This is a genomic window from Flavobacterium sp. (assembly GCF_036782315.1).
GTDB lineage: Bacteria > Bacteroidota > Bacteroidia > Flavobacteriales > Flavobacteriaceae > Flavobacterium.
This window is the reverse complement of record NZ_DAIPZK010000002.1, coordinates 216588-240716: the sequence shown is the minus strand read 5'-3', so window position 1 is coordinate 240716 and position 24129 is coordinate 216588. Positions and strand designations below refer to the sequence as shown.

27 protein-coding genes and 1 tRNA gene are annotated in these 24129 nt (G+C 32.2%); 13 read left to right on the top strand and 15 right to left on the bottom strand.

Annotated elements, in window-relative coordinates:
* Nucleotides 1-239 precede the first annotated feature (239 nt).
* Nucleotides 240-1622 carry an exopolysaccharide biosynthesis polyprenyl glycosylphosphotransferase gene (locus tag V7P59_RS02960; RefSeq protein WP_333808660.1) on the top strand — a complete coding sequence of 461 codons (1383 nt, stop codon included), beginning with the start codon at nucleotides 240-242 and terminating at the stop codon, nucleotides 1620-1622.
* 125 nt (nucleotides 1623-1747) lie between these two features.
* On the opposite strand, the gene V7P59_RS02955 is transcribed toward V7P59_RS02960, so the two are convergent.
* Together V7P59_RS02955 and V7P59_RS02950 are read right to left on the bottom strand one after the other, a co-directional pair.
* A complete protein-coding gene (locus tag V7P59_RS02955) occupies nucleotides 1748-2866 on the bottom strand; it encodes a lipoprotein N-acyltransferase Lnb domain-containing protein (protein ID WP_333808658.1) in 1119 nt (372 codons plus the stop codon).
* Between the two features lie 65 nt (nucleotides 2867-2931).
* A complete protein-coding gene (locus V7P59_RS02950; RefSeq protein WP_333808825.1) occupies nucleotides 2932-3963 on the bottom strand; it encodes a PorV/PorQ family protein in 1032 nt (343 codons plus the stop codon).
* 167 nt (nucleotides 3964-4130) lie between these two features.
* Between V7P59_RS02950 and V7P59_RS02945 the strand changes: the two genes are divergently transcribed.
* Together V7P59_RS02945 and V7P59_RS02940 are read left to right on the top strand one after the other, a co-directional pair.
* Complete coding sequence (locus V7P59_RS02945) at nucleotides 4131-4874, top strand: CDP-alcohol phosphatidyltransferase family protein (RefSeq protein WP_333808656.1); 744 nt, start codon at nucleotides 4131-4133, stop codon at nucleotides 4872-4874.
* Complete coding sequence (locus tag V7P59_RS02940; RefSeq protein WP_333808654.1) at nucleotides 4874-5725, top strand: glycoside hydrolase family 25 protein; 852 nt, start codon at nucleotides 4874-4876, stop codon at nucleotides 5723-5725. The genes V7P59_RS02945 and V7P59_RS02940 overlap by 1 nt, the downstream gene beginning before the upstream one ends.
* 235 nt (nucleotides 5726-5960) lie before the next feature.
* Here V7P59_RS02940 and lptB read toward each other — a convergent pair whose 3' ends face one another.
* The 4 genes from lptB to V7P59_RS02920 form a co-directional block, all read right to left on the bottom strand.
* A complete protein-coding gene (gene lptB / locus V7P59_RS02935) occupies nucleotides 5961-6758 on the bottom strand; it encodes an LPS export ABC transporter ATP-binding protein (protein WP_333808652.1) in 798 nt (265 codons plus the stop codon).
* Nucleotides 6759-6868: 110 nt separating this feature from the next.
* On the bottom strand, nucleotides 6869-7222 hold the full coding sequence (locus V7P59_RS02930; RefSeq protein ID WP_333808650.1) for a carboxymuconolactone decarboxylase family protein: 354 nt from the start codon (nucleotides 7220-7222) through the stop codon (nucleotides 6869-6871).
* Nucleotides 7223-7227: 5 nt separating this feature from the next.
* On the bottom strand, nucleotides 7228-8049 hold the full coding sequence (gene tatC / locus V7P59_RS02925; protein WP_333808649.1) for a twin-arginine translocase subunit TatC: 822 nt from the start codon (nucleotides 8047-8049) through the stop codon (nucleotides 7228-7230).
* Nucleotides 8049-9014 (bottom strand): KpsF/GutQ family sugar-phosphate isomerase, encoded by a 966-nt coding sequence (locus V7P59_RS02920; RefSeq protein ID WP_333808647.1) that lies wholly within the window; start codon nucleotides 9012-9014, stop codon nucleotides 8049-8051. The genes tatC and V7P59_RS02920 overlap by 1 nt, the downstream gene beginning before the upstream one ends.
* Nucleotides 9015-9099: 85 nt before the next feature.
* Between V7P59_RS02920 and recQ the strand changes: the two genes are divergently transcribed.
* Nucleotides 9100-11295: a DNA helicase RecQ gene (gene recQ / locus V7P59_RS02915; protein ID WP_333808645.1), complete on the top strand. Its 2196-nt coding sequence runs from the start codon at nucleotides 9100-9102 to the stop codon at nucleotides 11293-11295.
* 99 nt (nucleotides 11296-11394) lie between these two features.
* On the opposite strand, the gene V7P59_RS02910 is transcribed toward recQ, so the two are convergent.
* Together V7P59_RS02910 and V7P59_RS02905 are read right to left on the bottom strand one after the other, a co-directional pair.
* Entirely contained in the window at nucleotides 11395-11757 is a 363-nt protein-coding gene (locus tag V7P59_RS02910; protein WP_333808643.1) for a DUF983 domain-containing protein, read from the bottom strand.
* 3 nt (nucleotides 11758-11760) lie between these two features.
* Nucleotides 11761-12000, bottom strand: a complete 240-nt coding sequence (locus V7P59_RS02905; RefSeq protein WP_333808641.1) for a hypothetical protein — start codon at nucleotides 11998-12000, stop codon at nucleotides 11761-11763.
* Nucleotides 12001-12080: 80 nt separating this feature from the next.
* Between V7P59_RS02905 and V7P59_RS02900 the strand changes: the two genes are divergently transcribed.
* Complete coding sequence (locus V7P59_RS02900; protein ID WP_333808639.1) at nucleotides 12081-13643, top strand: NAD(P)/FAD-dependent oxidoreductase; 1563 nt, start codon at nucleotides 12081-12083, stop codon at nucleotides 13641-13643.
* 97 nt (nucleotides 13644-13740) lie between these two features.
* Here V7P59_RS02900 and V7P59_RS02895 read toward each other — a convergent pair whose 3' ends face one another.
* On the bottom strand, nucleotides 13741-14187 hold the full coding sequence (locus V7P59_RS02895) for a cold-shock protein (RefSeq protein ID WP_333808637.1): 447 nt from the start codon (nucleotides 14185-14187) through the stop codon (nucleotides 13741-13743).
* Nucleotides 14188-14482: 295 nt separating this feature from the next.
* On the opposite strand from V7P59_RS02895, the gene idi reads away from it, so the two are divergent.
* From idi to V7P59_RS02860, 7 genes are all read left to right on the top strand, one after another.
* Complete coding sequence (gene idi, locus V7P59_RS02890) at nucleotides 14483-15010, top strand: isopentenyl-diphosphate Delta-isomerase (protein ID WP_333808635.1); 528 nt, start codon at nucleotides 14483-14485, stop codon at nucleotides 15008-15010.
* A gap of 91 nt (nucleotides 15011-15101) precedes the next feature.
* A complete protein-coding gene (locus V7P59_RS02885; protein WP_231836277.1) occupies nucleotides 15102-15512 on the top strand; it encodes a 6-pyruvoyl trahydropterin synthase family protein in 411 nt (136 codons plus the stop codon).
* A 2-nt stretch (nucleotides 15513-15514) separates the two neighbouring features.
* On the top strand, nucleotides 15515-15967 hold the full coding sequence (locus V7P59_RS02880; RefSeq protein ID WP_333808631.1) for a peroxiredoxin: 453 nt from the start codon (nucleotides 15515-15517) through the stop codon (nucleotides 15965-15967).
* Between the two features lie 63 nt (nucleotides 15968-16030).
* Entirely contained in the window at nucleotides 16031-16996 is a 966-nt protein-coding gene (locus tag V7P59_RS02875; protein WP_442902411.1) for a type I phosphomannose isomerase catalytic subunit, read from the top strand.
* A gap of 57 nt (nucleotides 16997-17053) precedes the next feature.
* Nucleotides 17054-17323: a hypothetical protein gene (locus V7P59_RS02870; RefSeq protein WP_026724519.1), complete on the top strand. Its 270-nt coding sequence runs from the start codon at nucleotides 17054-17056 to the stop codon at nucleotides 17321-17323.
* A 75-nt stretch (nucleotides 17324-17398) separates the two neighbouring features.
* Nucleotides 17399-17472: transfer RNA gene (locus V7P59_RS02865), tRNA-Thr, on the top strand.
* Nucleotides 17473-17736: 264 nt separating this feature from the next.
* Entirely contained in the window at nucleotides 17737-18135 is a 399-nt protein-coding gene (locus tag V7P59_RS02860; protein WP_231836282.1) for a GNAT family N-acetyltransferase, read from the top strand.
* Between the two features lie 173 nt (nucleotides 18136-18308).
* Here the strand turns inward: V7P59_RS02860 and V7P59_RS02855 are convergent, their stop codons facing one another.
* From V7P59_RS02855 to V7P59_RS02830, 6 genes are all read right to left on the bottom strand, one after another.
* On the bottom strand, nucleotides 18309-19025 hold the full coding sequence (locus V7P59_RS02855) for a DUF4369 domain-containing protein (RefSeq protein ID WP_333808619.1): 717 nt from the start codon (nucleotides 19023-19025) through the stop codon (nucleotides 18309-18311).
* 151 nt (nucleotides 19026-19176) lie between these two features.
* Nucleotides 19177-21036, bottom strand: a complete 1860-nt coding sequence (locus tag V7P59_RS02850) for a M61 family metallopeptidase (protein ID WP_333808617.1) — start codon at nucleotides 21034-21036, stop codon at nucleotides 19177-19179.
* Nucleotides 21037-21085: 49 nt separating this feature from the next.
* The gene (locus V7P59_RS02845; protein ID WP_333808615.1) at nucleotides 21086-21367 is read right to left on the bottom strand and encodes a TIGR03643 family protein; all 282 of its coding nucleotides are present in this window, start codon (nucleotides 21365-21367) and stop codon (nucleotides 21086-21088) included.
* Nucleotides 21368-21423: 56 nt separating this feature from the next.
* Nucleotides 21424-21705 carry a TIGR03643 family protein gene (locus V7P59_RS02840; RefSeq protein ID WP_194094952.1) on the bottom strand — a complete coding sequence of 94 codons (282 nt, stop codon included), beginning with the start codon at nucleotides 21703-21705 and terminating at the stop codon, nucleotides 21424-21426.
* Between the two features lie 138 nt (nucleotides 21706-21843).
* Nucleotides 21844-22446, bottom strand: a complete 603-nt coding sequence (locus V7P59_RS02835) for an alpha-ketoglutarate-dependent dioxygenase AlkB family protein (protein WP_333808611.1) — start codon at nucleotides 22444-22446, stop codon at nucleotides 21844-21846.
* 33 nt (nucleotides 22447-22479) lie between these two features.
* The gene (locus V7P59_RS02830) at nucleotides 22480-23385 is read right to left on the bottom strand and encodes a DMT family transporter (protein ID WP_333808609.1); all 906 of its coding nucleotides are present in this window, start codon (nucleotides 23383-23385) and stop codon (nucleotides 22480-22482) included.
* Nucleotides 23386-23529: 144 nt separating this feature from the next.
* Here V7P59_RS02830 and V7P59_RS02825 point away from each other — a divergent pair, with 144 nt between their 5' ends.
* On the top strand, nucleotides 23530-24126 hold the full coding sequence (locus tag V7P59_RS02825; protein WP_333808607.1) for a murein L,D-transpeptidase catalytic domain-containing protein: 597 nt from the start codon (nucleotides 23530-23532) through the stop codon (nucleotides 24124-24126).
* Nucleotides 24127-24129: the final 3 nt, after the last annotated feature.

The window sequence follows — 24129 nt, the reverse complement described above, 5'->3', positions numbered from 1 at the left end:
GAGAATGGGAGAGAGGGAGAATTGGGACAAGTGAGTTTAGGGGTAAAGTCATACTTGGAGAGGACTTAGTAAAGGGAAAGCGTGGTGTTTTTTTTATATTCTTAAAATTTGGAGATTTGATAAGGGTTAAGTTTAAAATGGGAACTTATTTTACTACTATATTATCTTTTTAATAAAAACAAAATACATGTTTTCTTATTTCTTTTAAATTACTTACTTTGCAGTAGAATTATAAAAAAATGAGTGCATCCCAAAGAATACATTTTGAAATTTCAGAACGCAAAGTTTTATTGCGTCTAATGGATGTATTTTTTTCTGTATTTACGTTGGCTTTAATTGGTCATTATTTTCAATTTGACTATTTCCGAGTTTCGCAAAGTAATTTTTACTGGACTATTGTTTTAGCACTTTATTTGGTTTTTTTTGGAACTATTTTTGAAATGTATAATCTGCAAATTGCAAGTAATCGTTTTCAAATTTCAAAAAGTATTATTCTTACATCTTCGGTTACTGTTTTGTTTTATTTGCTTACGCCTTTTTATACGCCAGTATTGCCGTCTAATCGTTTGCAAATTATCCTCTTTTTCTTTTCTATTTTAATTTCATTATCAGTTTGGCGATATCTTTATATTATATTTTTTGCCTCTAATCGATTTGTAAAAAAAGTACTTTTTGTGGGTACTAGTAAAGAAGTCGATACTTTAGTTGCAGAATTGGCTAAATTTAATCCTCATTATAAAGTTTTGGGCTTTATTGCAATTGATGAAGTTCCCACAGATTCTTTGGTTCCTCGTATTTTAGAAGAAGATTTAGAAGGTTTTGTACGACAAAATTATATTGCCGAAATTGTAGTGGCAAATTCTAAAAATAAATTGACCTCTCTAGATTTGTATAATAAATTGTTGCGATTACTAGAAAAAGGTATTGTTATTCGAAAGTATAATCAGGTTTATGAATATAGTACTTATCGACTACCTATTCAATTTGAAGATCGAGAATTGTATAAGTTCTTTCCGTTTAGTAGAAGTAATCAAAATAAACTGTATGTTTATTACAGCCGATTTTTTGATATTCTTTTTTCTTTGTTGGGATTAATTGCTTTCTTTATGATTGCTCCTTTGCTATGGATTATTAATCTTTTTGCTAATAAAGGAAGTTTTTTTTATACTCAAGAGCGTATAGGTAAAAATGGGGTTCCATTTACTATTTATAAAATGCGAACTATGGTTAAAGATGCCGAACAAAATGGTGCTGTTTTTGCTACTACGAATGATATTAGAATTACACCATTTGGTAGGTTTTTAAGGAAAGTACGATTAGATGAATTTCCACAATTTATCAATGTATTAAAAGGTGATATGGCAATAATTGGTCCTCGACCAGAACGTCCTGTTTTTGTTGAGCAAATTGCCAATTCTATTCCTTTGTATCAAACACGACATGTTATTAAACCAGGGCTTACAGGTTGGGCTCAAGTAAATTATCCTTATGGATCAAACTTAGAAGATAGTTTAATGAAATTGCGTTACGATTTATATTACATCAAGCACAGAAGTTTATTTTTAGATGTCAATATTGTCGTAAAAACTGTAAGTACGGTATTGTTTTTTAGAGGGCAGTAATTAGTGTTCAGTTGTCGGTTGTCGGTTGTCGGTTTTGTTAGTTATCAGTTTTAGAGAGTTTACGTAGAAGAAAACAAGTTAAAAACCTTGTATTTCAAACTTTTTGAAATAGTAAATCCGTTTTATCAGCGTGCTAAGTTTGATTTCTTAATTTGCAAAACAATTTTTGCTATCCAATAAAAATGCAAAGCGATGAAAGGCCAAACAATTTCTAGATGAACTTTTGTCGTCATATACGCTAAGTAAATCAACAGCATTGCCAAAATGATTTTTCCTAATAGTACAATTCTTTCTTTAATTCCCTTTTTTAGATACCAAGCAAAAACCAATAATAGTGGATTAAATAATAAAATATTGTAATTCCATAAAATTTCTTCATGTAAGGAATACAATCCTACTAAAGAAAAGAAAAGCCCTAATAATCCTGCAAAAACGAAATAACTAATTTTTATCAATTTTTTGTTTAAAAGTACTAAAAGCAGTAGCAATGCAATTAACGAATATATTGAGTTTAACCAATTAAAAGGTAATTCTTGTTTGTTTACTTCAAGAATTTTTCTATTGCTTTTTTCAATCGTATTTCCATTAACTTTTGTTACTGAAATGGCATCTTTAAATTCGTATGGAAGAAATAATCGTGAAGCAGGTTCGTCAACTTTAGCTCCAAAAATTAATTGAATTCCTAGTTTCATATAGAAATCTGTCATATAAGGATAAAGAATTTCTCTATATGATTGATTTAAGGTGTCTGATTTTATGTATTCGCTTCCTAAAATTCCATTAATTTTATCCACTACCATAGTAGTACAATTCCTGTCAATAAACTTATAAGTATAATAACGATCTTCGCTGAAAACGGAATGATTTAATTGTTGAAATAAAGTGTTTATTTGTTTTGGTGATAATGCAATTTCTTGTTCGATTATTTCTCTATTTTCAGATTGATAGTTGTAGTAAAAATCAATAAAACTTCCATAAGTAACAAAATATTGTAAATCACCTTTTATGAATTTTCCAATAAAATTTGGCGTGCTAAAATCAAAGGCTCCATAATTATAAACTACATCAATTCCTTTTACATTGTCTTGTATACGAATTCCAGTATGACCATACATGGCGTAAGATTCTGGACCTAAACCACAAGTTAAAATACTAACTTTTGCTTTTTCTGAAAGCGAGAGACTTTGAGAAAAAGAAATGGATGTTCCAATGAAAAGAATTAGTAAGAATAGTTTTTTTGTCATTCCTTTTTATTGTTTCGAGTTGTGGGTTTCGAGTTGCTCGTTTCGGGTTTTAACTCTAACTTCTATTATCTAAACAAATCAAAATCTACTTTCAGTGAAAATATATTCGAATATAAAGCGGCACTTTGGTCGCCTAAATCGGTTAACGCGTAATCTACTTGAATACCTTTGTATTTAAATCCGATTCCTATATTAGGTTGAAAGCTTACTTTTTTTGAATTGTCGATTTGTGTAATTTGTTGAAAATTCCCAACACCAGCTCTTACAAATACTAAGTCGATATAGCCAAATTCAAAACCAAGTGCTGGATCGACACTTACGGCATTAGTTGAAATAATGTCGTTAGTTCGGGCAAATTGCATGTTTAAATTAGTTGCCGCTAAAATGCTATAATCGTAACGTACAATCCATTTTTTTGACATTCCTAATTGTGCTTTTGGTAAAGTGATTTCGCTGGTTTCTGGTAATTCTTGATTTTCACCGGGAATAGCATCCGCAATTTCTTGAAATTTTTCTTTATTTATAGTCCATGTGTTGTATGTTGTGGTAATATCACGAACCATTAAACCAAATTTCCAATCTTCATCATCACTAATGTATTGAATTCCTAAATCAAAACCAAAACCCCATGAATTTGCAAAATCTCCAATAACACGTCTGATTACTTTTGCATTTACACCGTAATTTAAACCTTCAATAGGTAAGCTTCTCGCATAGGAAGCTGTTAGCGCATAATCAGCAGTGGAAAAAAGCGAAATTCTGTTATAGTCAATATTTCCTTCACTATCGATTAACTGAGTCGTATTCAAAATGTCGTCTACACCAAAACGAATTAACGAAATTCCAACGGCACTTCTATCGTCAATTGGCATGGCAAAACCAGCATAATCGTATTGGGCAATATTTGCAAAATAATTAGCATGCATTAAGGCAAATTGTTTGTCTTCTAGTTTTAACAATCCAGCCGGATTCCAATAGCCCGAATTTACATCGCCCGTATGCGCCACGACAGCATTTGACATTCCTAAGGCAGCCGCATCCACTCCAATGTTTAGAAATTCATTGGAATATTTTCTTACGGTTTGTCCATAAGCCATCCAGCTAAAACAAATTAGAAAATATAATACGGTCTTTTTCAATGCCAATTTTTTTACAAAGATGAAATAAATTTCTCAAATAGTAAACTCTAAAAGTATTAACTTATTGTATTACATTTGTGGTATATTATTTAAGGCTTCACTTTGGCCCTTTTAAACGTATTTGTATGCAAATTAAAAAACACATTCCTAATGCTGTTACTTTGCTAAATTTAGCAGCTGGACTATTAGCTATTATTGCCATATTTAAAGGATATTATGACGAAGCATTTCTTTTTGTATGTTTGGGTATATTCTTTGATTTTTGGGATGGCTTTTTAGCACGAAAGTTTAACGTTGCAGGACCATTAGGGTTACAATTAGACTCTTTAGCAGATATGGTAACCTGTGGTGTAGTTCCTGGATTAATGATGTTTGTTTTGTTTCAAAATATTCAAGCAGATTCTACTTCAGATTACTATCTAACAGAAGAGTATTTTTACATGGGATTTGTACCTTATTTAGGATTTCTAATTACTTTGGCATCATGTTATCGTTTGGCTAATTTTAATATTGATACGCGTCAGACAGATTCTTTTATTGGATTGCCAACACCAGCAAATGCTTTGGTGATTATGAGTATTCCAATGATTCAATTTGGAAATGAATTCGAATGGCTTACGAATGTTTTATATAATCCTTACGTTTTGTTGTTCATTACCATTTTGAGTTCTTATATCTTAAATGCTGAAATTCCATTATTTTCATTAAAAATAAAAGAATTTACTTGGGCAAAATATAAAATGCAAATCTTGTTCTTAATGGGTTCATTACTGTCGTTTTTTATTTTAGGATTTGTTGCCATTCCTTTAATTATTATTAGTTACGTATTGGTTTCAGTTATCAGTAATAAAATGATTACTAAAGCGTAATGACTTCTAAAAATTACAGAAGAAAATCAACAGTTAAACGAAAATCCAGTTCTAGTAGTAAATGGATTTTTTATGTAATTTCTTTTGTATTATTTCTTTTTATAGCTTTCGGTATATATAAGTTTAGAGATGGATTTTTGTATTATTTAGGTTTTAAAACTGATAAAAACGTAGCAACACTTTCTAAAGAAGAGCGAAAATTAGCCGACATTCGAATTTATGAAGTCTTGCACAAACACGATGACAAAGCTATAGGGTTTGATGTTTCGGAATATCAAAGTGAAATTAACTGGGAACAAACTTACCATATTGATGAGTCGTTTGAGTTGTCTTTTGTTTTTATTCGTGCTACTGCTGGAAAAGATAAAATGGATAAACGATTCAAAGAAAATTGGAAAGCTTCCAAAGAGCGTCAATTAATTAGAGGTGCATATCACTATTATCGTCCTAATGAAAATTCCATTGCACAAGCCGAAAATTTTATTAAAAATGTCAAACTTGAAAAAGGCGATTTGCCACCTGTTTTAGATATAGAAAAACTACCTAAATCACAGTCGATAGATAGCTTAAAAGTAGGATTACGTCGATGGTTGAAAAAAGTAGAAAAGCATTATAAAGTAAAACCTATTATTTATTCAGGTGAAAGCTATTACACCGATTTTTTAAAAAAAGAATTTTCCGATTATCCGCTTTGGATTGCGAATTATAATTTTTGGCGTAATCATTTAGAAGACGATTGGTTGTTTTGGCAATTCACCGAGAAAGCCCAAATTCAAGGAATTGAAGGAATGGTGGACATTAATATTTTTAATGGCGATAAGAATAAGTTGCTGTTGAAATGTATTCGATGATTTTAACCACAAGGTTCACAAAGAAGGCGCAAAGAACACAATTATTTAATGGCAGACAAAATAGTTTTACTTTGTGTTGATTTTAAACGTTATGATTTCTACAGTTCACATTAGATTGTAAGTATAGTTTGCCATGCTGTGAAACATCTACAGAACAACATAAATAAGATGAAAAACAAAAATACTTTGTGTGACTTCGTGCTAAACTTTGAGAAACTTTGTGCTCTAAAAAAAATTACTCTTTATCCAAGTTCAATTCTCCTTTTCCGTGAATGATAGTAGTTTTTGGAGCTTCAAAATCGATTTTAGTTCTTCTTAATTCGAAATTTTGTCCTAGATAAACACGTCTTACCACTTCGTCTGAAGCTAATTCTTCTGGTTTCCCGGCTTTTAAAATTCCACCTTCAAACATTAAATAGGTTTTGTCGGTAATAGCAAGTGTTTCTTGAACGTTATGGTCAGTAATTAAAATTCCGATATTTTTATTTTTTAATTGAGCAACGATTCTTTGGATGTCTTCAACCGCTACAGGGTCTACTCCCGCAAATGGTTCGTCTAACAAAATGAATTTTGGATCGGTGGCTAAAGCACGTGCAATCTCGGTACGACGACGTTCTCCACCTGAAAGTAAATCGCCACGATTGGTTCTAATATGTTGTAAAGCAAATTCATCAATTAACGCTTCCATTTTAGCTTCTTGTTCTGCTTTGGTAAGTGATGTTAATTGCAAAACACTTAAGATGTTATCTTCGATACTCAGTTTTCTAAAAACAGAAGCTTCTTGTGCCAAATAACCAATTCCGTTTTGTGCACGTTTGTACATAGGAAAGTTGGTAATATCCATATCATCAAGATAAATATTACCACTATTTGGTTTTACTAAACCTACAATCATGTAGAATGAGGTGGTTTTTCCAGCTCCATTAGGACCTAATAAACCTACGATTTCTCCTTGATTTACTTCAACGGAAATTCCTTTTACTACACTTCTTTTTTTATAGGTTTTAACTAAATTTTCTGCTCTTAATTTCATTTTTCTAGTTTATGAGTTTAGAAGTTTATGAGTTTATAAGTGAAATTACATTGCAAATAAACAAAAAACATTCAACGAACTACTACTTTTAACTTCGATTTTGGAATTTGTTATTTTGAATTTTGTTCTTCCAAAGCTTCCCAAAATTCATACGCTCTTCTTAAATGAGGGATTACGATAGTGCCGCCAACAAGCGTGGCAATTCCCATAGCTTCCATCATTTCTTCTTTGTTTACACCGTTTTTGTAAGCCGTTTCTAAATGGTATTTGATGCAATCATCACAACGTAAAACGGCTGAAGCTACTAAACCCAGTAATTCTTTGGTTTTTACATCTAAAGCACCTTCCATGTAGGCATTGGTATCAACATTGAAAATTCTTTTGATGACTTTGTTATTGTCGGCTAATAATTTTTCGTTCATTTTAGAACGATAATCGTTGAATTCTTTTACTAAATCGGCCATTTTTTTTATGCTTTTAATTTTTCTCTTTCTTGACTTTTTATTACTAAAACACTTATCCAAATACTAGCTTCATATAATATCATAATAGGTATTGCTACAATAATTTGGCTTATTACATCGGGCGGTGTTATTATGGCAGATAAAATCAATACGATTACCAATGTGTATTTTCGATATTTTCTCAAAAATTCAGGGTTAATCAATCCAATTTTGGTTAAAAAGAAAATAATAATAGGTAATTCAAATAACAATCCACTGGCAATGGCTGAAGTTTTCATTAAGCTGATATACGAATCAATATCAATAGAATTGTTGATTTCTGGACTCACAATATAACTGGCGAAGAATTGTACAGATAATGGTGCAATCAAATAATAACCAAATAAAACCCCCATGAAAAATAAAAAAGAAGAAATAATGATAAACGAAGCAGCATATTTTTTCTCCTTCTCATATAAAGCCGGACTAATAAATTTCCAAATTTCCCACAACATAAAGGGGAAAGCAAATATGAATCCCACTGTAATAGATGTCCACATATGCATTGAAAATTGCCCGCCCATTTCTCTGTTTTGAATAGGAAGATTAATTTCGGTGATGCACATTGTATCAGCTAAATCAAATTGTTTTCCTAAATCGCAAAAGAATTGATAAGTTATAAAATCAGGGCTTTTGGGCCCGAAAATAATTTCATTGAAAATAAAATCGCTAAAAAAGAAAGCTACAACCGCACAAATTAAAATAGCAGCCGAACTTCTTACTAATAGCCAACGTAATTCTTCGAGATGGTCTAAAAACGACATCTCTTTTATGTTTTTTTCTGCCATTATACGATTCCTTCTTTTAAAATATCGTGTAAGTGAAGTATTCCTTTGTATTCGTTGTTATCAATTACGACTAATTGCGTAATCGAATTGTTTTCCAAAATATTTAATGCTTCTGAAACCAAAATACTAGAATTGATATTTTTTGGATTTTTTGTCATGATATCCTGTGCTGTTAAATCTGCAAAAGTATCCCGATTGTTTAACATTCTTCTGATATCTCCATCAGTTACAATTCCAACTACTTGATTATTATCGATAACTGCTGTTACACCCAAACGTTTTTCGGAAATTTCCATAATTACTTTTTTGATAGAAGCATCTGGAGTTACCATTGGTTTGTGAGTTGTGTCTAACATGTCTTTTACGCGAAGTAATAATTTTTTTCCTAAAGCACCACCTGGATGATAAACCGCAAAATCTTCACTTTTAAAATTACGCATTTCCATCAAACAAACCGCTAAAGCATCACCAAGAACTAATTGAGCGGTAGTACTGTTGGTAGGTGCTAAGTTGTTTGGGCAAGCTTCACTTTCCACATACGCATGTAAAACGTAGTGTGATTCTTTTCCTAAGAACGAATTTTTATCAGCGGTCATTCCGATTAAAGTGTTTCCAAAACGTTTTAATAAAGGTGCTAAAACTTTAATTTCTGGACTATTACCACTTTTTGAAATACAAATAATAATGTCTTCGGGTTGAACCATTCCTAAATCACCATGAACGGCTTCTGCTGCATGTAAAAATAGAGATGGTGTTCCGGTTGAATTTAATGTAGCTACAATCTTTTGAGCAATTATAGCACTTTTACCAATACCTGTTACTACTAGTCTTCCTTTAGTATTGTAAATTTCGGAAACACTTTTTGCAAAGTCTTCATCAAGGTAATTTACTAAGTTTTCAATGCTCTTACTTTCTGAAAGAAGGGTTCTTTTTGCTGTTGCTAAAATCGTTTCTGTTGTGCTCAAAATAGAAATATTAAAAAATTTGTATGTGTAAAAGAAAATCGTATCTTTATGTTTGCAAATTTAGGTAAAATCATATTAATAGAGAATGAATCCAAACGAAATTGATTTACATAAAGAATTAAAGAAATATTTTGGTTTTAACCAATTCAAAGGACTTCAAGAACAGGTAGTTAAGAGTATCATCACAGGGAACAATACTTTTGTGATAATGCCAACAGGTGGTGGAAAGTCGTTGTGTTATCAGTTACCCGCACTGGTATTAGACGGAACAGCAATTGTTGTTTCTCCGCTTATTGCTTTAATGAAAAATCAAGTTGATGCTATTCGAAGTTTGAGTTCTGAACCTGGAATCGCACACGTTTTAAACTCTTCGTTAAATAAAACAGAAATTGCTAAGGTAAAAAAAGACATTACTTCTGGTATTACGAAGTTGTTATATGTGGCGCCAGAATCGTTAACAAAAGAAGAATATATTGAGTTTTTAAATAGCGTAAAATTATCTTTTGTTGCTATTGATGAAGCGCATTGTATTTCAGAATGGGGACATGATTTTCGTCCCGAATATCGTAATTTAAGAAATATTGTACGTCAGTTAGGTGATGTGCCCATGATTGGATTAACCGCAACAGCCACTCCAAAAGTACAAGAAGATATCTTGAAAAATTTGGACATGCCTGATGCAAACACTTTCAAAGCGTCGTTTAATCGTCCTAATTTATTTTACGAAGTACGTACTAAAACTAAAAATGTAGAATCAGATATTATTCGATTCATCAAACAACATAAAGGAAAATCGGGTGTTATTTATTGTTTAAGTCGTAAAAAAGTAGAAGAAATTGCTCAAGTTTTACAAGTAAACGGTATTAGCGCTGTGCCTTATCATGCTGGTTTAGATGCTAAAACGAGAGCAAAACATCAAGACATGTTCTTAATGGAAGATGTTGAAGTCGTAGTGGCAACCATCGCCTTTGGTATGGGAATCGATAAGCCCGATGTTCGTTTTGTAATTCACCACGATATTCCAAAATCATTAGAAAGTTATTATCAAGAAACAGGTCGTGCTGGTCGTGATGGTGGCGAAGGGCATTGTTTGGCATATTACTCATACAAAGACATTGAAAAGTTAGAAAAATTCCTTTCAGGAAAACCCGTTGCTGAGCAAGAAATTGGTTTTGCATTGTTGCAAGAAGTAGTAGCGTATGCAGAAACTTCAATGTCGCGACGTAAATTTTTATTGCATTATTTTGGTGAAGAATTCGATGATGTCAACGGAGAAGGAGCTGATATGGATGACAACGTTCGTAATCCGAAAAAGAAAGTCGAAGCCCAAGATCAAGTGGTTACTTTATTGAAAGTTGTTCGCGATACTAAGCAATTATTCAAGTCTAAAGAAGTGGTTTTAGCGCTTGTAGGAAAAGTTAATGCTATTATCAAAGCCCAGAAAATTGATACTCAATCGTACTTTGGAAGTGGTTCTAATTTCGATGAAAAATATTGGATGGCTTTAATTCGTCAGGTTTTAGTGGATGGATTGCTTACTAAAGATATTGAAACTTATGGTGTTTTGAAAATATCAGAAAAAGGAGAAGCGTTTATTAAAAAACCAGTTTCTTTTATGATGTCAGAAGATCACGAATATAACGAAGATGAAGATGAGGCAATTGTAACGGCTGCCAAATCTACTGGAACGGCAGATGAAGCTTTAATGGCAATGTTGCGTGATTTACGTAAAAAAGAAGCTAAAAAACTGGGTGTCCCTCCGTTTGTTATTTTTCAAGATCCTTCTTTGGAAGATATGGCGTTAAAATATCCAATTTCTATTGATGAATTAAGCAATGTTCATGGAGTAGGAGAAGGAAAAGCTAAAAAATACGGAAAACCATTCGTTGATTTAATTAGTAGATATGTAGAAGATAACGATATTATCCGTCCAGATGATTTAGTGGTAAAATCTACAGGTGCTAATTCTGGATTGAAGTTGTATATTATTCAAAATGTCGATCGAAAATTAGGTTTAGATGATATTGCGAAAGCAAAAGGTTTGGATATGGATGGTTTATTAAAGGAAATGGAGCAAATCGTATATTCAGGAACCAAATTAAATATCCGTTATTGGATTGACGAAATTTTAGACGAAGACCAGCAAGAAGAAATTCACGAATATTTTATGGAGTCTGAATCGGACAATATTAAAGATGCTTTAAAAGAATTTGATGGAGATTATGATATCGAAGAACTTCGTTTAATGCGAATTAAGTTTATTAGTGAAGTGGCGAATTAATTCTTAATTTTTGAAATAAGGAATACAGATTGAAATAATTTGAGAAATTTTAAAAGTATAAATCCAAACTCTTTTTTAAATTGAGTTTGGATTTTCTTTTTACACCGAATACTCCTTAAATATATAAATCCAAATAATTCGCGATAGTTTAATGTTGGCTAAGGTTAAACTTAAAATTACAACTCCAATAATTGGAATAATGCGTAAATCAAAGGTTTCTTCAAAAAATGGCATGCAGATAAAGTAGGTTATAATAGCTTCGGCGACTCCTAAAGCATAACTTACAAACATTGCTCCGAAGAAAAAACCAGGTTCTTTTTCAAATTTTGTTCCGCAATTCGAACAGTTTTCATGCATTTTTGGAAAACTAAAGCTAAAATGTAGCAACCCTTTTTCAAAAATCTTTCCTTTATTGCAATTGGGACATTTGTTCCCAAACATATTGATAATAGTACTAATCATAATTTAGGTTGTGGAATAAACTTCTCCTCTGTGTGGTTTTAAAATATCTCTAAAGGTAATCATATCTTTTTCATCTACCACAATGAAAGCAATCGCATGCATTTCATTGATAACTTCAAAGCCTGTTTTTTCTAGTGTAATTTTCTCTTTTTCTAAGTACTCGTTTAGATGAATATCATGATGTTCCGCTGTTTTGGCTGCGGTTTCTCCTCTAAAATCCCAAATTAGTTTTATTTTTCGCATTTTGTAAGTTTCAAAGTAGCAAAGTTACAAAGTCAAGTTTCAAATTACTATTTTTGCAGCATAATTAACATGAATACACTATGCCACGCGAATTTCAATTTCAAGTTTCACCCGAAGTAGCCGCAAACGAAAGTTTGTTAGCCCAACATGTAGCGAAGCTATTTCAGGTTAGCCCTAAAGAAATTCAGAAAGTAGTGGTTGTAAAGCGTTCGATTGATGCACGTCAGAAAGCGATAAAAATCAATATTAAAGCGAATGTTTTTCTAGTTGGAGAAGCATATGTTGAATCTAAAATTGAATTACCCGATTATCCTAATGTTACCAACAAACAAGAAGTAATTGTGGTTGGTGCAGGTCCGGCGGGATTATTTGCGGCTTTGCAATTAATAGAATTAGGATTAAAACCAATCGTTTTAGAACGCGGAAAAGATGTACGCGGTCGTCGACGTGATTTGAAAGCTATTAATCGTGATGGTATCGTAAACGAAGACTCTAATTATTGTTTTGGAGAGGGTGGAGCAGGAACGTATTCTGACGGAAAATTATATACTCGTTCTAAAAAACGAGGTGACGTAGATCGAATTCTAGCGCTTTTAGTAGGCTTCGGAGCTACACCTGATATTATGGTGGAAGCACATCCGCACATTGGAACAAATAAGTTACCTCAAATTATTCAAGATATTCGCGAGAAAATCATCGCATGTGGTGGTCAAGTTCTGTTTGAAACTCGTGTGACGGATTTTGTTATCAAAAATAACGAGATGCAAGGTGTTGTTATCCAAAACGGTGAGGTTATTTCGGCTAACAAAGTCATTTTAGCTACCGGACATTCGGCTCGTGATATTTTTGAATTGTTACATAAAAAAGGGGTTCATATTGAAGCGAAACCTTTTGCTTTAGGTGTTCGTGCAGAACATCCTCAAGAATTAATTGATCAAATTCAATATTCATGCGATTTTAGAGGTGATTATTTGCCACCTGCACCGTATTCAATTGTAAAACAAGTGAATGGTCGTGGTATGTATTCGTTTTGTATGTGTCCAGGTGGTGTAATTGCACCTTGTGCAACGGCTCCAGGTGAAGTAGTTACCAACGGATGGTCACCTTCAAAACGCGATCAAGCTACAGCCAATTCGGGAATTGTGGTGGAATTAAAATTAGAAGATTTCAAACCGTTTCAAAAATTCGGACCTCTAGCGGGAATGGAATTTCAAAAAGCTATCGAGCAAAAAGCATGGCATTTGGCAGGTGAAACGCAAAAAGTTCCTGCACAACGTATGGTAGATTTTACGCAAAATAAAGTTTCGGCAGCTATTCCAAAAACATCTTATGTTCCAGGTACGACTTCGGTTGAATTAGGACAAGTTTTTCCTGGATTTTTAACCCAAATCATGCGTGAAGGATTTGTACAATTCGGAAAATCGATGCGTGGTTACATGACTAATGAAGCCATTTTACATGCACCAGAAAGTAGAACGTCGTCACCAGTACGAATTCCAAGAGATAATTTTTCATTGGAACACGTGCAAATCAAAGGTTTATATCCGTGTGGTGAAGGAGCAGGTTATGCTGGCGGAATCATTTCAGCAGCCATTGACGGTGAAAAATGTGCCTTAAAAATTGCGGAGAGTTTAGGGGAATAAAAACACGAATTACACGAATTTTTACTAATTGTCTTCTTTTGATAAACAAAAAAATCACAACGTATGCTGTGATTTTAATTTTTGGGATAAAAAGGGGTTATATTTTTTTAACGTTTACAGCATTCATGCCTTTAGCGCCTTTTTCTAAATCGTATGTTACTAAGTTGCCTTCCTTAACTTTGTCTACCAAACCACTGATGTGAACAAAGTATTTTTCTCCAGTTTCTACTTCTTTGATAAAACCAAAGCCTTTTGATTCATTGAAAAAATCTACGGTTCCTCTGCGTTCTGTAGGAATTTCATCGGATTCTGTTCTTCTTGAAACACCAATTTCAATGCTTTCTACATCAACTTCAATTCTTTTTGATGGGTCTGGAGGCGTGCTGGTTAAGTGTCCATTTTCGTCTACATAAACATATAAATCCTCTCCCGATAATTTAGGATTGGCTTTACGAGCTTCTTTTTTTTCTTGTTTTTCTTTTCTTTTTTGTGCTCTTAGTTTTTCTTGTTCTCTTTTGTTGAAGGTTTCTTGTGGTCTTGCCATTAAATTCAATAATTTTAATTAGTATTTTTTAAAAGTAAACGGATAAAAATACACAAGCGAAATAAACAAGAAATTTATAAAGTACTTTTATTCAAAGTATTGCGAGAAGAAATTCATATCATTACTAATGGTGCAAAGATAGTGAAAAAAGTCTTCCAATTATAGAAAAGCATGATTTAATAAATGATTCTGATTGGATTTGAGCTTTATTCAACACAAGTTAAACTTATCACAAACTTAAAAACGAGTATTTAATCCTATCTTTTTTCGTATTTTTGACAAGCATTATACCATTATGATAGAAGAACAAGTAATTTTAGTCAACGAGCAAGATGAGCCAATTGGGCTTATGAATAAAATGGAAGCGCATGAAAAAGCTGTTTTGCACAGAGCTTTCTCGGTATTCATTTTAAATGATAAAAACGAGGTAATGTTGCAACAACGTGCACATCACAAATACCATTCGCCACTTTTGTGGACTAATACTTGTTGTAGTCATCAACGTGCTGGAGAAACCAATATAGAAGCTGGAAAACGTCGCTTGTTTGAAGAAATGGGTTTTCAAACAGAATTAAAAGAGTTGTTTCATTTCATTTACAAAGCCCCTTTTGATAACGGTTTAACCGAACACGAATTAGATCATGTAATGATTGGTTATTACAATGGAGAGCCTGTTATTAATGAGGATGAAGTAGAAAGCTGGAAATGGATGACTATTGAAGCTATAAAAGAAGATATGGTTGTTAATCCGGATGCTTATACTGTTTGGTTTAAAATCATATTTGACGAGTTTTATCATTATCTAGAAGATCATAAATTGTAAATTTTATTTCAGGAACACAGATTGATAAAATTGGATAAATTTTAAAAAATTAAAACCCAAAGCCTTTTACCCATTACCTAAAACCCAAATTATGAGAGTAACTGTTTCAAGAAAAGCCCATTTTAATGCAGCGCATCGTTTGTATCGCAAGGATTGGTCTATGGAAAAAAATCAGGAAGTTTTTGGAAAATGTAATAATCCCAACTTTCATGGGCACAACTACGAACTGATTGTTTCGGTAACAGGTGAAGTAGATAAGGAAACAGGTTATGTAATTGATACTAAAATCTTATCTGATTTAATTAAAGAACATATTGAAGAAGCATTTGATCATAAAAATTTAAACGAAGATGTTCCAGAATTCCAAGATTTGAATCCAACAGCGGAACATATCGCTTATATTATCTGGAACAAACTTCGCGTTTTGATTGCTGCTGATAAAGAGTTGGAAATTACTTTATACGAAACACCTAGAAATTTTGTAACTTATAAAGGAAACTAATTATGGCGATTCAAATAGGAGATAAATTACCAAGTTTTAAAGCTACTAAGCAGGATGGAACTGCTTTTGATAGTCATGAAATTCATCAGAAACCTGTTGTGATTTACTTCTATCCAAAGGATTTTACACCAGGCTGTACTACTCAAGCTTGCAATTTTAGAGATGCTTATCAAGATTTTCAAGATTTAGGCGCTGAAGTGATTGGTGTAAGTGGTGATTCAGCTACTTCTCATCAGAATTTTCAACAGAAATATAAATTGCCTTTTATTTTGTTATCAGATTCAGATAGAAAACTACGACGTTTGTTTGGAGTTCCAACTGCACTTTTTGGGTTGTTGCCTGGACGTGTAACATATGTTTTTGATGCAAAAGGTTATTGTATTTATATTTTTGATAGCATGAGTGCGAAAAATCATATTGAAAGAGCTTTGAAAGCCATTCAGAAAGCGAAATAAATCATCCAAAAAATCTAAATTTTAGGATTTTAATACTTTTTTCGCATCTTTGTACTTCACTATTTGACTATGAAGTTTTATCCATTAACGTTTACACCAATACTTAAAGACCGCATTTGGGGCGGAACCAAGTTGAAAACTTATCTCAACAAACCTATAGTTTCTGAAACTACGGGCGAGAGTTGGGAAATTTCAACTGTTCCTGGTGATATTAGTGTGGTTAATAATGGTGTTTTAAAAGGGAAGAACATTAATGAAATTATCGATTTATATCCCGAAGAAATTTTAGGAAAATTGGTCATTAGTCGTTTTGGAAAACAATTTCCTTTACTTTTTAAATTTATTGATGCTAAGGAGGATTTATCCATTCAATTACATCCCAATGATACTTTAGCTAAAGAACGTCATAATTCTTTCGGGAAAACTGAAATGTGGTATGTGATGCAAGCAGATGAATCAGCACGTTTGGTTGTTGGATTTAAAAAAGATTCCAATAAGGAAGAATATTTAGCGTATTTAGAAAATAAAAATCTAATTGATTTGCTAAATGAATATCCCGTTTCAAAAGGTGATGTTTTCTTTTTGGAAACTGGAACGATTCATGCCATTGGAGCAGGAGTAGTAGTGGCAGAAATTCAGCAGACTAGTGATGTTACGTATCGTATTTACGATTGGGATAGAGTAGATGCTAATGGAAATGGAAGAGAATTGCATACAGAATTAGCTTTAGATGCTATAAATTACCAAACAACACATTCTAAAATTGACTACAAAGAAGAAGTAAATAAAAGTGCAGCTGTTGTAAATTGCCACTACTTTGTTACGAATATCATTGCCTTACAAGAAACTTATATTTGGAAAAAAGTCAAAGAAGCTTTCACGGTTTTCATGTGTACTAACGGTCAATTTGAAATGATAGTAAATGGCGAAATCTTACGATACCGAATGGGCGATACAATTTTGATTCCGGCTTGTATAGAAAATCTAACTTTGAGAGGAAAGGCTACTTTGTTAGAAATTTCTATATAGTGTATTGAGAACAAAATATATTATGTAATTTTGCTTCAAATTTTAAATTTATACAAAATGGCAAGCGTTAAAAACTTGAAAAAAGAAATCAACTACGTTTTAGGGGATATTGTAAACATCGTTTACATTTGGGAAATGTCTACAGCTGGAAAACCAACTGAAGCATCTGATAAATTAGTTGATGAAATCTACGAAACTTTTGATACTTTAATGACTAGAGCAAATCAAAAAGACGTTGAAAACAAAAAAGCGCATTTTAAACAAATCCGTAAGGATTACGAAGCGGCTGCAAATCAATTTGTTGCGAAAATAAACGAATTAAACTAAAAAATTGCGATAAAAAAGTGCATATTTTTTTTGGAAATTTAATTTTCAGAAGTATATTTGCACCGCAATAGAGTTGCCGGTGTAGCTCAGCTGGCTAGAGCAGCTGATTTGTAATCAGCAGGTCGTGGGTTCGAGTCCCTCCATCGGCTCTAAAGTAGAAACCATCACAGTAATGTGGTGGTTTTTTGTTTTATACCATTTTGAGTTTATTTCAGAATTTTTAAATGCTAGCACAAACGTCAAGCTTGTACACATAAAGTTTAATAAGATTTTTAAAAGTTTGAAATATGTTGTCACGAGCAAGATGCTTCCGCTAACTACGTCTTAATCGTTGAAATTTTTATTTATTTGATAAGGGTTTAATACTTCTTAGTAAGTATTTTTGTAGTAGATATTAATAAAAGAACTTAAATATGATTTTAGAATTTAGTTTTGACAAACGACCTTCGGTAGAACAAATAATTGATCTATATGATAAAGCTGGTTTACCAAGACCAACAAATGATAAAGATAGAATTCAAAAAATGTATGATAGTTCAAATTTAATAGTTACTGCTTGGGATAAAAACGTATTGGTAGGAGTTGCACGTTCAATTACAGATTGGGTTTGGAGCTGTTATCTGGCCGATCTTGCTGTTCATCCAGATTATAAAAAAGGTGGAATTGGTAAAAAACTTGTTTATTTGACAAAAGAAAAATTAGGAGAAGAATCAATGATACTTTTGCTTTCAGTTCCAACAGCAATGGAATATTACCCGAAAATAGGGATGAAGAAAGAAGAAAGAGCTTTTTCGATACTAAGGACAAAATAATATTACGAATTATTTTACCTCTAACACGTTTTTATTCTTTTGTTTGATAGTTATTTTGTTGTTCTTATAACGACTTAATTATTACTTTAACGTTATTGTTAATAGCAATGGTTCATTAACAGATATAAAAAAACCACAACTTTTAGTGTGTGGTTCCTTATGTTTTTACTTTATTATTTTTCAATCGCTTTTCTTTCTTTAATATATTCATTCAGCATTTTTCCATATTTTGATTTTGCAACTTCTGGCGTCATACTTTTTTGAATAGTGTCTAAATAAGCCGTGTTGATATCGGCAATTTCTGAAAGTGCTAAATAAGGCGCAATTTCTTTGTCTCCATTTGTTACTGCAAAATGAGCAGTGTAACGATATTTTCTAGTTAATAAGTTTTTATAGGCTTTATCAATGCTATCTGTTGTGGTTGGGTTTGGTTTTAATTCGTTTTTTAAACGTTTTGCCATTATGGCTAAGTTTTGATCTCTGAATTTACTGTTTAAACTATCAAACTTTACCCATAAATCATGATTCTTTGAACCTGTAACTTTGGCATCAGAAAAAAAGTGTTTTAAAGTTGTTTCTATATGAATATTTCCTGGTTCAGCAAAAAAAGGTAAATTATCGTCTATTGATTTAGTTTGTCCACGGTCTAATATTAAGTATAGCATTTCGGGACTATCTAAATTAATATGACTTTCAAACTTTGAATCACCATTGATAGTAATACTGTCTATTGTTACTAATGTTGAATCTTGTATTCTTTGTAAATATAGTTTTCCTTGACTTAATCCTTTTATATTTCCTGTGATGTGAACGTTTCCGTCAGTTTCCTTATTGTTACAAGCTATTAATGTGATAACGGCAATTACGGCTAAAAATATTTTCTTACTCATTATATTATTTGTTGAATTTTGAATTTCGTGAATCTTTGATTTTATTGTGAATTTAATTTATGTTCGCAAAGTAAATAAAAAAATCCTCAAAATACTAAGTACTTTGAGGATTTTCAAGTGCAATGTCAATTGCAAAATTCAATTTCAAATTTTAACCTCTTAACCAAGCTTCACGAACTGCTTTTTTAGTATTGTCAGTAGATTGGTAGCCGTCTTGTTTTTCTTTTGGCATTACTACTTTTCCTTTTACAGTTTGTTCTTTACCATCTCTTTTGATTTTAACTGAAATAGCATCGCCATCTTTCCAAGTCATGCTTGCCATAATTAAATCGTAGATGTTGTCTAAATTGTAATTTTTGTCGTTAAAAGCTAAAAGTGTATCATTATTTTTTAAACCTAAGGTTTTCATAAATACATTTAATTCGATTTCAGGTAAAATCATGATTTCTTTTGTGCTTGGATTTACAGTAATATAAGGCTCTCTTTGACCTTTTAAAAATGGATTTCCTGCTACTTCGATAGATGCTTCAGTAACTCCCATTTTAGCAAAATATTTTTCGTAAGGAATAGGAGTTTCACCTGCAACGTGGTTTTTTAAGAATTCTCCAACAGCAGGATAAGTTAATGCTGTGATTTTTGCAAATAACTCGTCGTCTTTAAAGGCTTTTGTAGTTCCGTATTCTTTAGATAATTCTTGCATTAGGTTTAAAATTCCTTTTTGACCATTGCTATTTTCTCTAATTAAAATATCGATACACATCGCAATTAAAGCTCCTTTTTGATATACGTTTAAGTATTGGTCTTTGTAAGGTGGATTCAATACGTTTTTACTCATTTTTGTAAAACTCATATTGTCATTCATTTGGCGTGATTGTGCAATTTTGCCAGCCATTCTTTCAAAAAATTCTTTTTCATCAATTAAGCCTTGATTTACTTGGAATAAGTTAGCGAAATATTCTGTAACTCCTTCATACATCCATAAATGCTCAGACATTTGAGGATTGTTGAAATCGAAATATTGGATTTCGGTTGAGTGAATAGTCAATGGCGTAACAATGTGGAAGAATTCATGAGAAACGACATCTTTTAATTGCTCTTGTAACATTTCTAATCCCATCATTTCTGGCATTACAACTGTTGTAGATGTTGGGTGTTCTAATGCTCCAAAACCTTTAGCATCTTTTGCAGCCATGTCTGATAAGTACAATAAGATGGCGTATTTTTTTGTAGTGTTGATTGGTCCTAAGAAACGTTTTTGAGCTTTCATCATCGTTTCCATATTAGGAGTAATTTGTTTCGCTGTATATTTCCCTGTTGGCGAATATACACTGATGATAATTTCCATATCATCTACCATGAATGAAGTATAATCTGGTTTTGAATACATGATTGGCATTTCTACCAAGTTGGCATATTTTGGCATGTAAAACACATCTGATGTGGCACTTGTATCCATATCTGTCATGGCAGAAATACCCATTAAACTTTCAGGGTGAGTTACTGTTAATTTGTATGGAGTTTCTTCTTTTCCTTTGAAGTAACCAATAAATCCATGTGTGTTCAACATGAAGTTAACTCCAGCATTTATATTGGTTCCAGCAGGTGAGAATACGTCTTCGCTTTCTCCAAAGCCAGCACCACCTTCCGTATCAAATGTATCATTCACTAAATATGTGATTTTTGACAATTTAGTTGCGTTTGAAATAGAATATGAATTCTCATCGATTTTAGCTACTTTAATTGGATTTCCTTTTGCGTCAAAAGCCTTAACGTTTTCGATAAAACGGCCATAATCGTCTTCAGAATAGGTTCCTGGAACTGTTTTTGGGAAATGGAAAGTAACCGTTTCGCTTGTAAAAGTTGGAGGTGTAACGGTAACCATTACTTTATCATCTTTTACATTAATTAAATCAATAGTAACTGCTACATCATTTTGTTGCGTTGTTGTTTGAGTTGGGCTACAACTCCATAAAAATCCCACAAAAGCAAGGGAAAGAATTATTTTTTTCATTTTACTCTAGTTTATAAACATAAGTAGGTAAAACTAATAAAATGTTACATCATCGTTTAGAAATTTTGTTACCGGTAATTTGTCTTTGTAGTTTACATTTAAAACGATCGATACCATTTACACGGAGTTTTGCGTGTTTGGTTGTTCTACCTTGTACACGTTCGCGCCACATTCTGAAACTTGATGGTTTCATTTCGCGACGCATAATTTCAATGGTGTCTTGCTCTGAAATTCCAAATTGAAATGTAATGGCTTCAAAAGGAGTTCGGTCTTCCCAAGCCATCTCAATGATACGATCGATTTCTGAGTCGGTAAATTGTTTCTTTTCCATGAAACAAATTTCTATATAAAATAAAAAAACTCTTGTTGAACAAGAGTTAAATTTTTTTAGTCGAATTTATTTTTGAAATAATATTTGCTGTCTAAGTCTTCGTCTTCCAATTCGTTATATTTTATTGGTTTCGGTTTTGGCTTACTAGCAGTCACTTTCTTTTTCCAAAGTTCAAAATTATCTTTGGACAATCTTTTTCGCATTAATTCGGTAACTTCGTTTTCTGTTACTCCGAATTCCTCTTTTAAAACTTCAAAAGGTTTTTTTTCCTCTTGCGCCATAGCAACAACTCTATCTAATGTTTCGTTGTCGAATTCTGAAATTTTCTTCTTTTTCATGAAGTAAATACTATTTCTGTCTAGTTTATTGGTTAATAATTCAATATTAGTAAAAAAATAAATTCAAAAAGTAAGCCAAATACTTTTTCTGAAATTTTTAAAAATTTTCTAAAGTAGGTCCTAGTTTTTGAGAAATATTTACAGAATTGTTCTAAATGTTAAATTTATTCTTGCGTTTTTAGGTTGTACTGCTTTTGGGATTTGATGTTTGTAGTAAATTTGGCTGCCTTCTTTCATCAATAATAAACTCCCATGGTTGAGATTTAAGTTTATTCTTGCCTCAGAAATTGTATTGTGTTTCAGTTGAAATTTGCGTTCTTCACCAAAACTAATAGAGGCAATAGTTGGATTTCTACCCAATTCTTTTTCATTATCGGAATGCCAACCGTTACTGTCTTTTTCGTTTCGGTATAAATTGGCTAAAACGGTGGTAAAGTATTGATTTGCTTCTTGTTCAATCTTATCTTTAATGAATATTAATGTTGGGTTCCAATTATGAGGTTGCATAGTCAAACCTGAATAAGAATATGGTTTTCCTTCATTTCCAAATAAACAAGTTAATCTGGGTTGTGCAATTTTCTTTCCAAAAATGATGATATCATCTTGTTGCCAAGGTGTTTCGTTTAATAATTTTTCAAATAACTCATCCGCTTCATCTTTGTTGAAGAAATTAGGGTAGAATTCGAAAACCGCATCAGGTAATGGTAAAACTATTTTTTCTTTTGGGAATAAATCGAGCATAAAAAAAGCGATGAATTACATCGCTAATTTACTTTATTTTTTCTTGAATTGAATATTCATAATCACAATTGCTGTAATTATCAGTATAATTCCAATCCATTGGATGAATAAAACTTGTTCGTTTAAAAGAAAAAAGGCCATCATTACTGAAACAGGTAATTCTAAAGAAGATACAATACTTCCTAATCCAATTCCAGTATGAGGAAATCCTGCGTTTAATAACATAGGTGGAATTATGGTTCCGAATAATGCCAGTACAATTCCCCATTTCGCAAAAATTTCAAAGTTGAAAGGCGTAACTTGAGTGAATAAGCTGAAACCAAAAACTATGACAGCTCCGCCTAATAACATATACAAACTTCTTTGCGCAGACGAAATTCCTAACGCTACTTTGTTTGCTGTAAACATCGTTGTTGTGAATGAAGCGGCAGCTAATAATCCCCAAAATAATCCGTTTGCCCAATCAATGTTTGGATCATTAAAGTTGATTTTGAAAATATTAATGGCCAAAGCCGTTCCGATTAAAACAATAATTACGGATATAATTTTTTGAAAAGAAGGTGCTTTTTTATCTAAAAACCATTCTAATAAAACGCCCATCCAAACAGTTTGCATTAATAATACAATTCCAATAGAAACAGGTATGTACTTTACAGCTAAATAGTAGAAAACACTGGTCATTCCTAAAGAAGTTCCTGCTAACATTAAATGTAAAATGTTTTTTGGAGATGCTTTCACCGTTTTATTCTTATTTTTTGTACGTTGAAACAAGTTGATGATTAAAATACCAAGGATTCCATAAATGAATTGAGAAGAAGTTACCTCGGCTGTTGTGAAATTTTCTTTGTATGCTAATTTCACGAAAGTCGCTAACATTCCGTAACTCGTAGCACCTAATGCAACTAAAAAAACACCTTTAATTATATTGTTATTTGACATGTCCTAAATTTTTAAGGGGCGCAAAGATAGGGAATTTGAATTTAGAATTCAGAATTTAGAATTCGGAACTTTAGTAAGAATTTAACATCCTCGTTTTAAATAAAAGTTCAAAAGTGGAGTTATATCATTTTAAAACCCATTTCAATGAAACATTTTTTACTATCAATTGTAGTTGGATTTTTATGTAGTACTAATTCGGAGGTTGAAACAGTAGCGATTAAAAATTATAATTCATTTCACAAAGAAGCTTCTGATTTTTGTAAAGAAAATCAATATAACGAAGACTATTATTTTTTAATTGATTTGAGTGTGCATTCTGGAAAAAATCGATTTTTTATTTATGATTTTGAAACGAATAAAGTTGTGGATAAAAATTTGGTTACTCACGGAAGTTGTGATCAGTTTGAGGAAAATCCTAAAAAATGGGAAAAAGTTAAATTCGATCATCGGGTAAATAGTCATTGCTCTATGAAAGGCAAATACAAAATTGGAAATCGCGATTATAGTTCATGGGGAATTAATGTAAAATACTGGCTCCACGGATTAGAGCCTTCCAACAAAAATGCTGTAAAGAGGGTAGTAGTATTACATTCGTGGAGTGCTGTTAAAAACCAAGAAATTTATCCACGATACAGTCCGTTAAGTTGGGGTTGTCCTGCAGTTTCTGACGCTTTTATGGAAAAGTTAGATGAGCGATTACAGCAATCGGAAAAACCTGTTTTGTTGTGGATTATAGAATAAAAA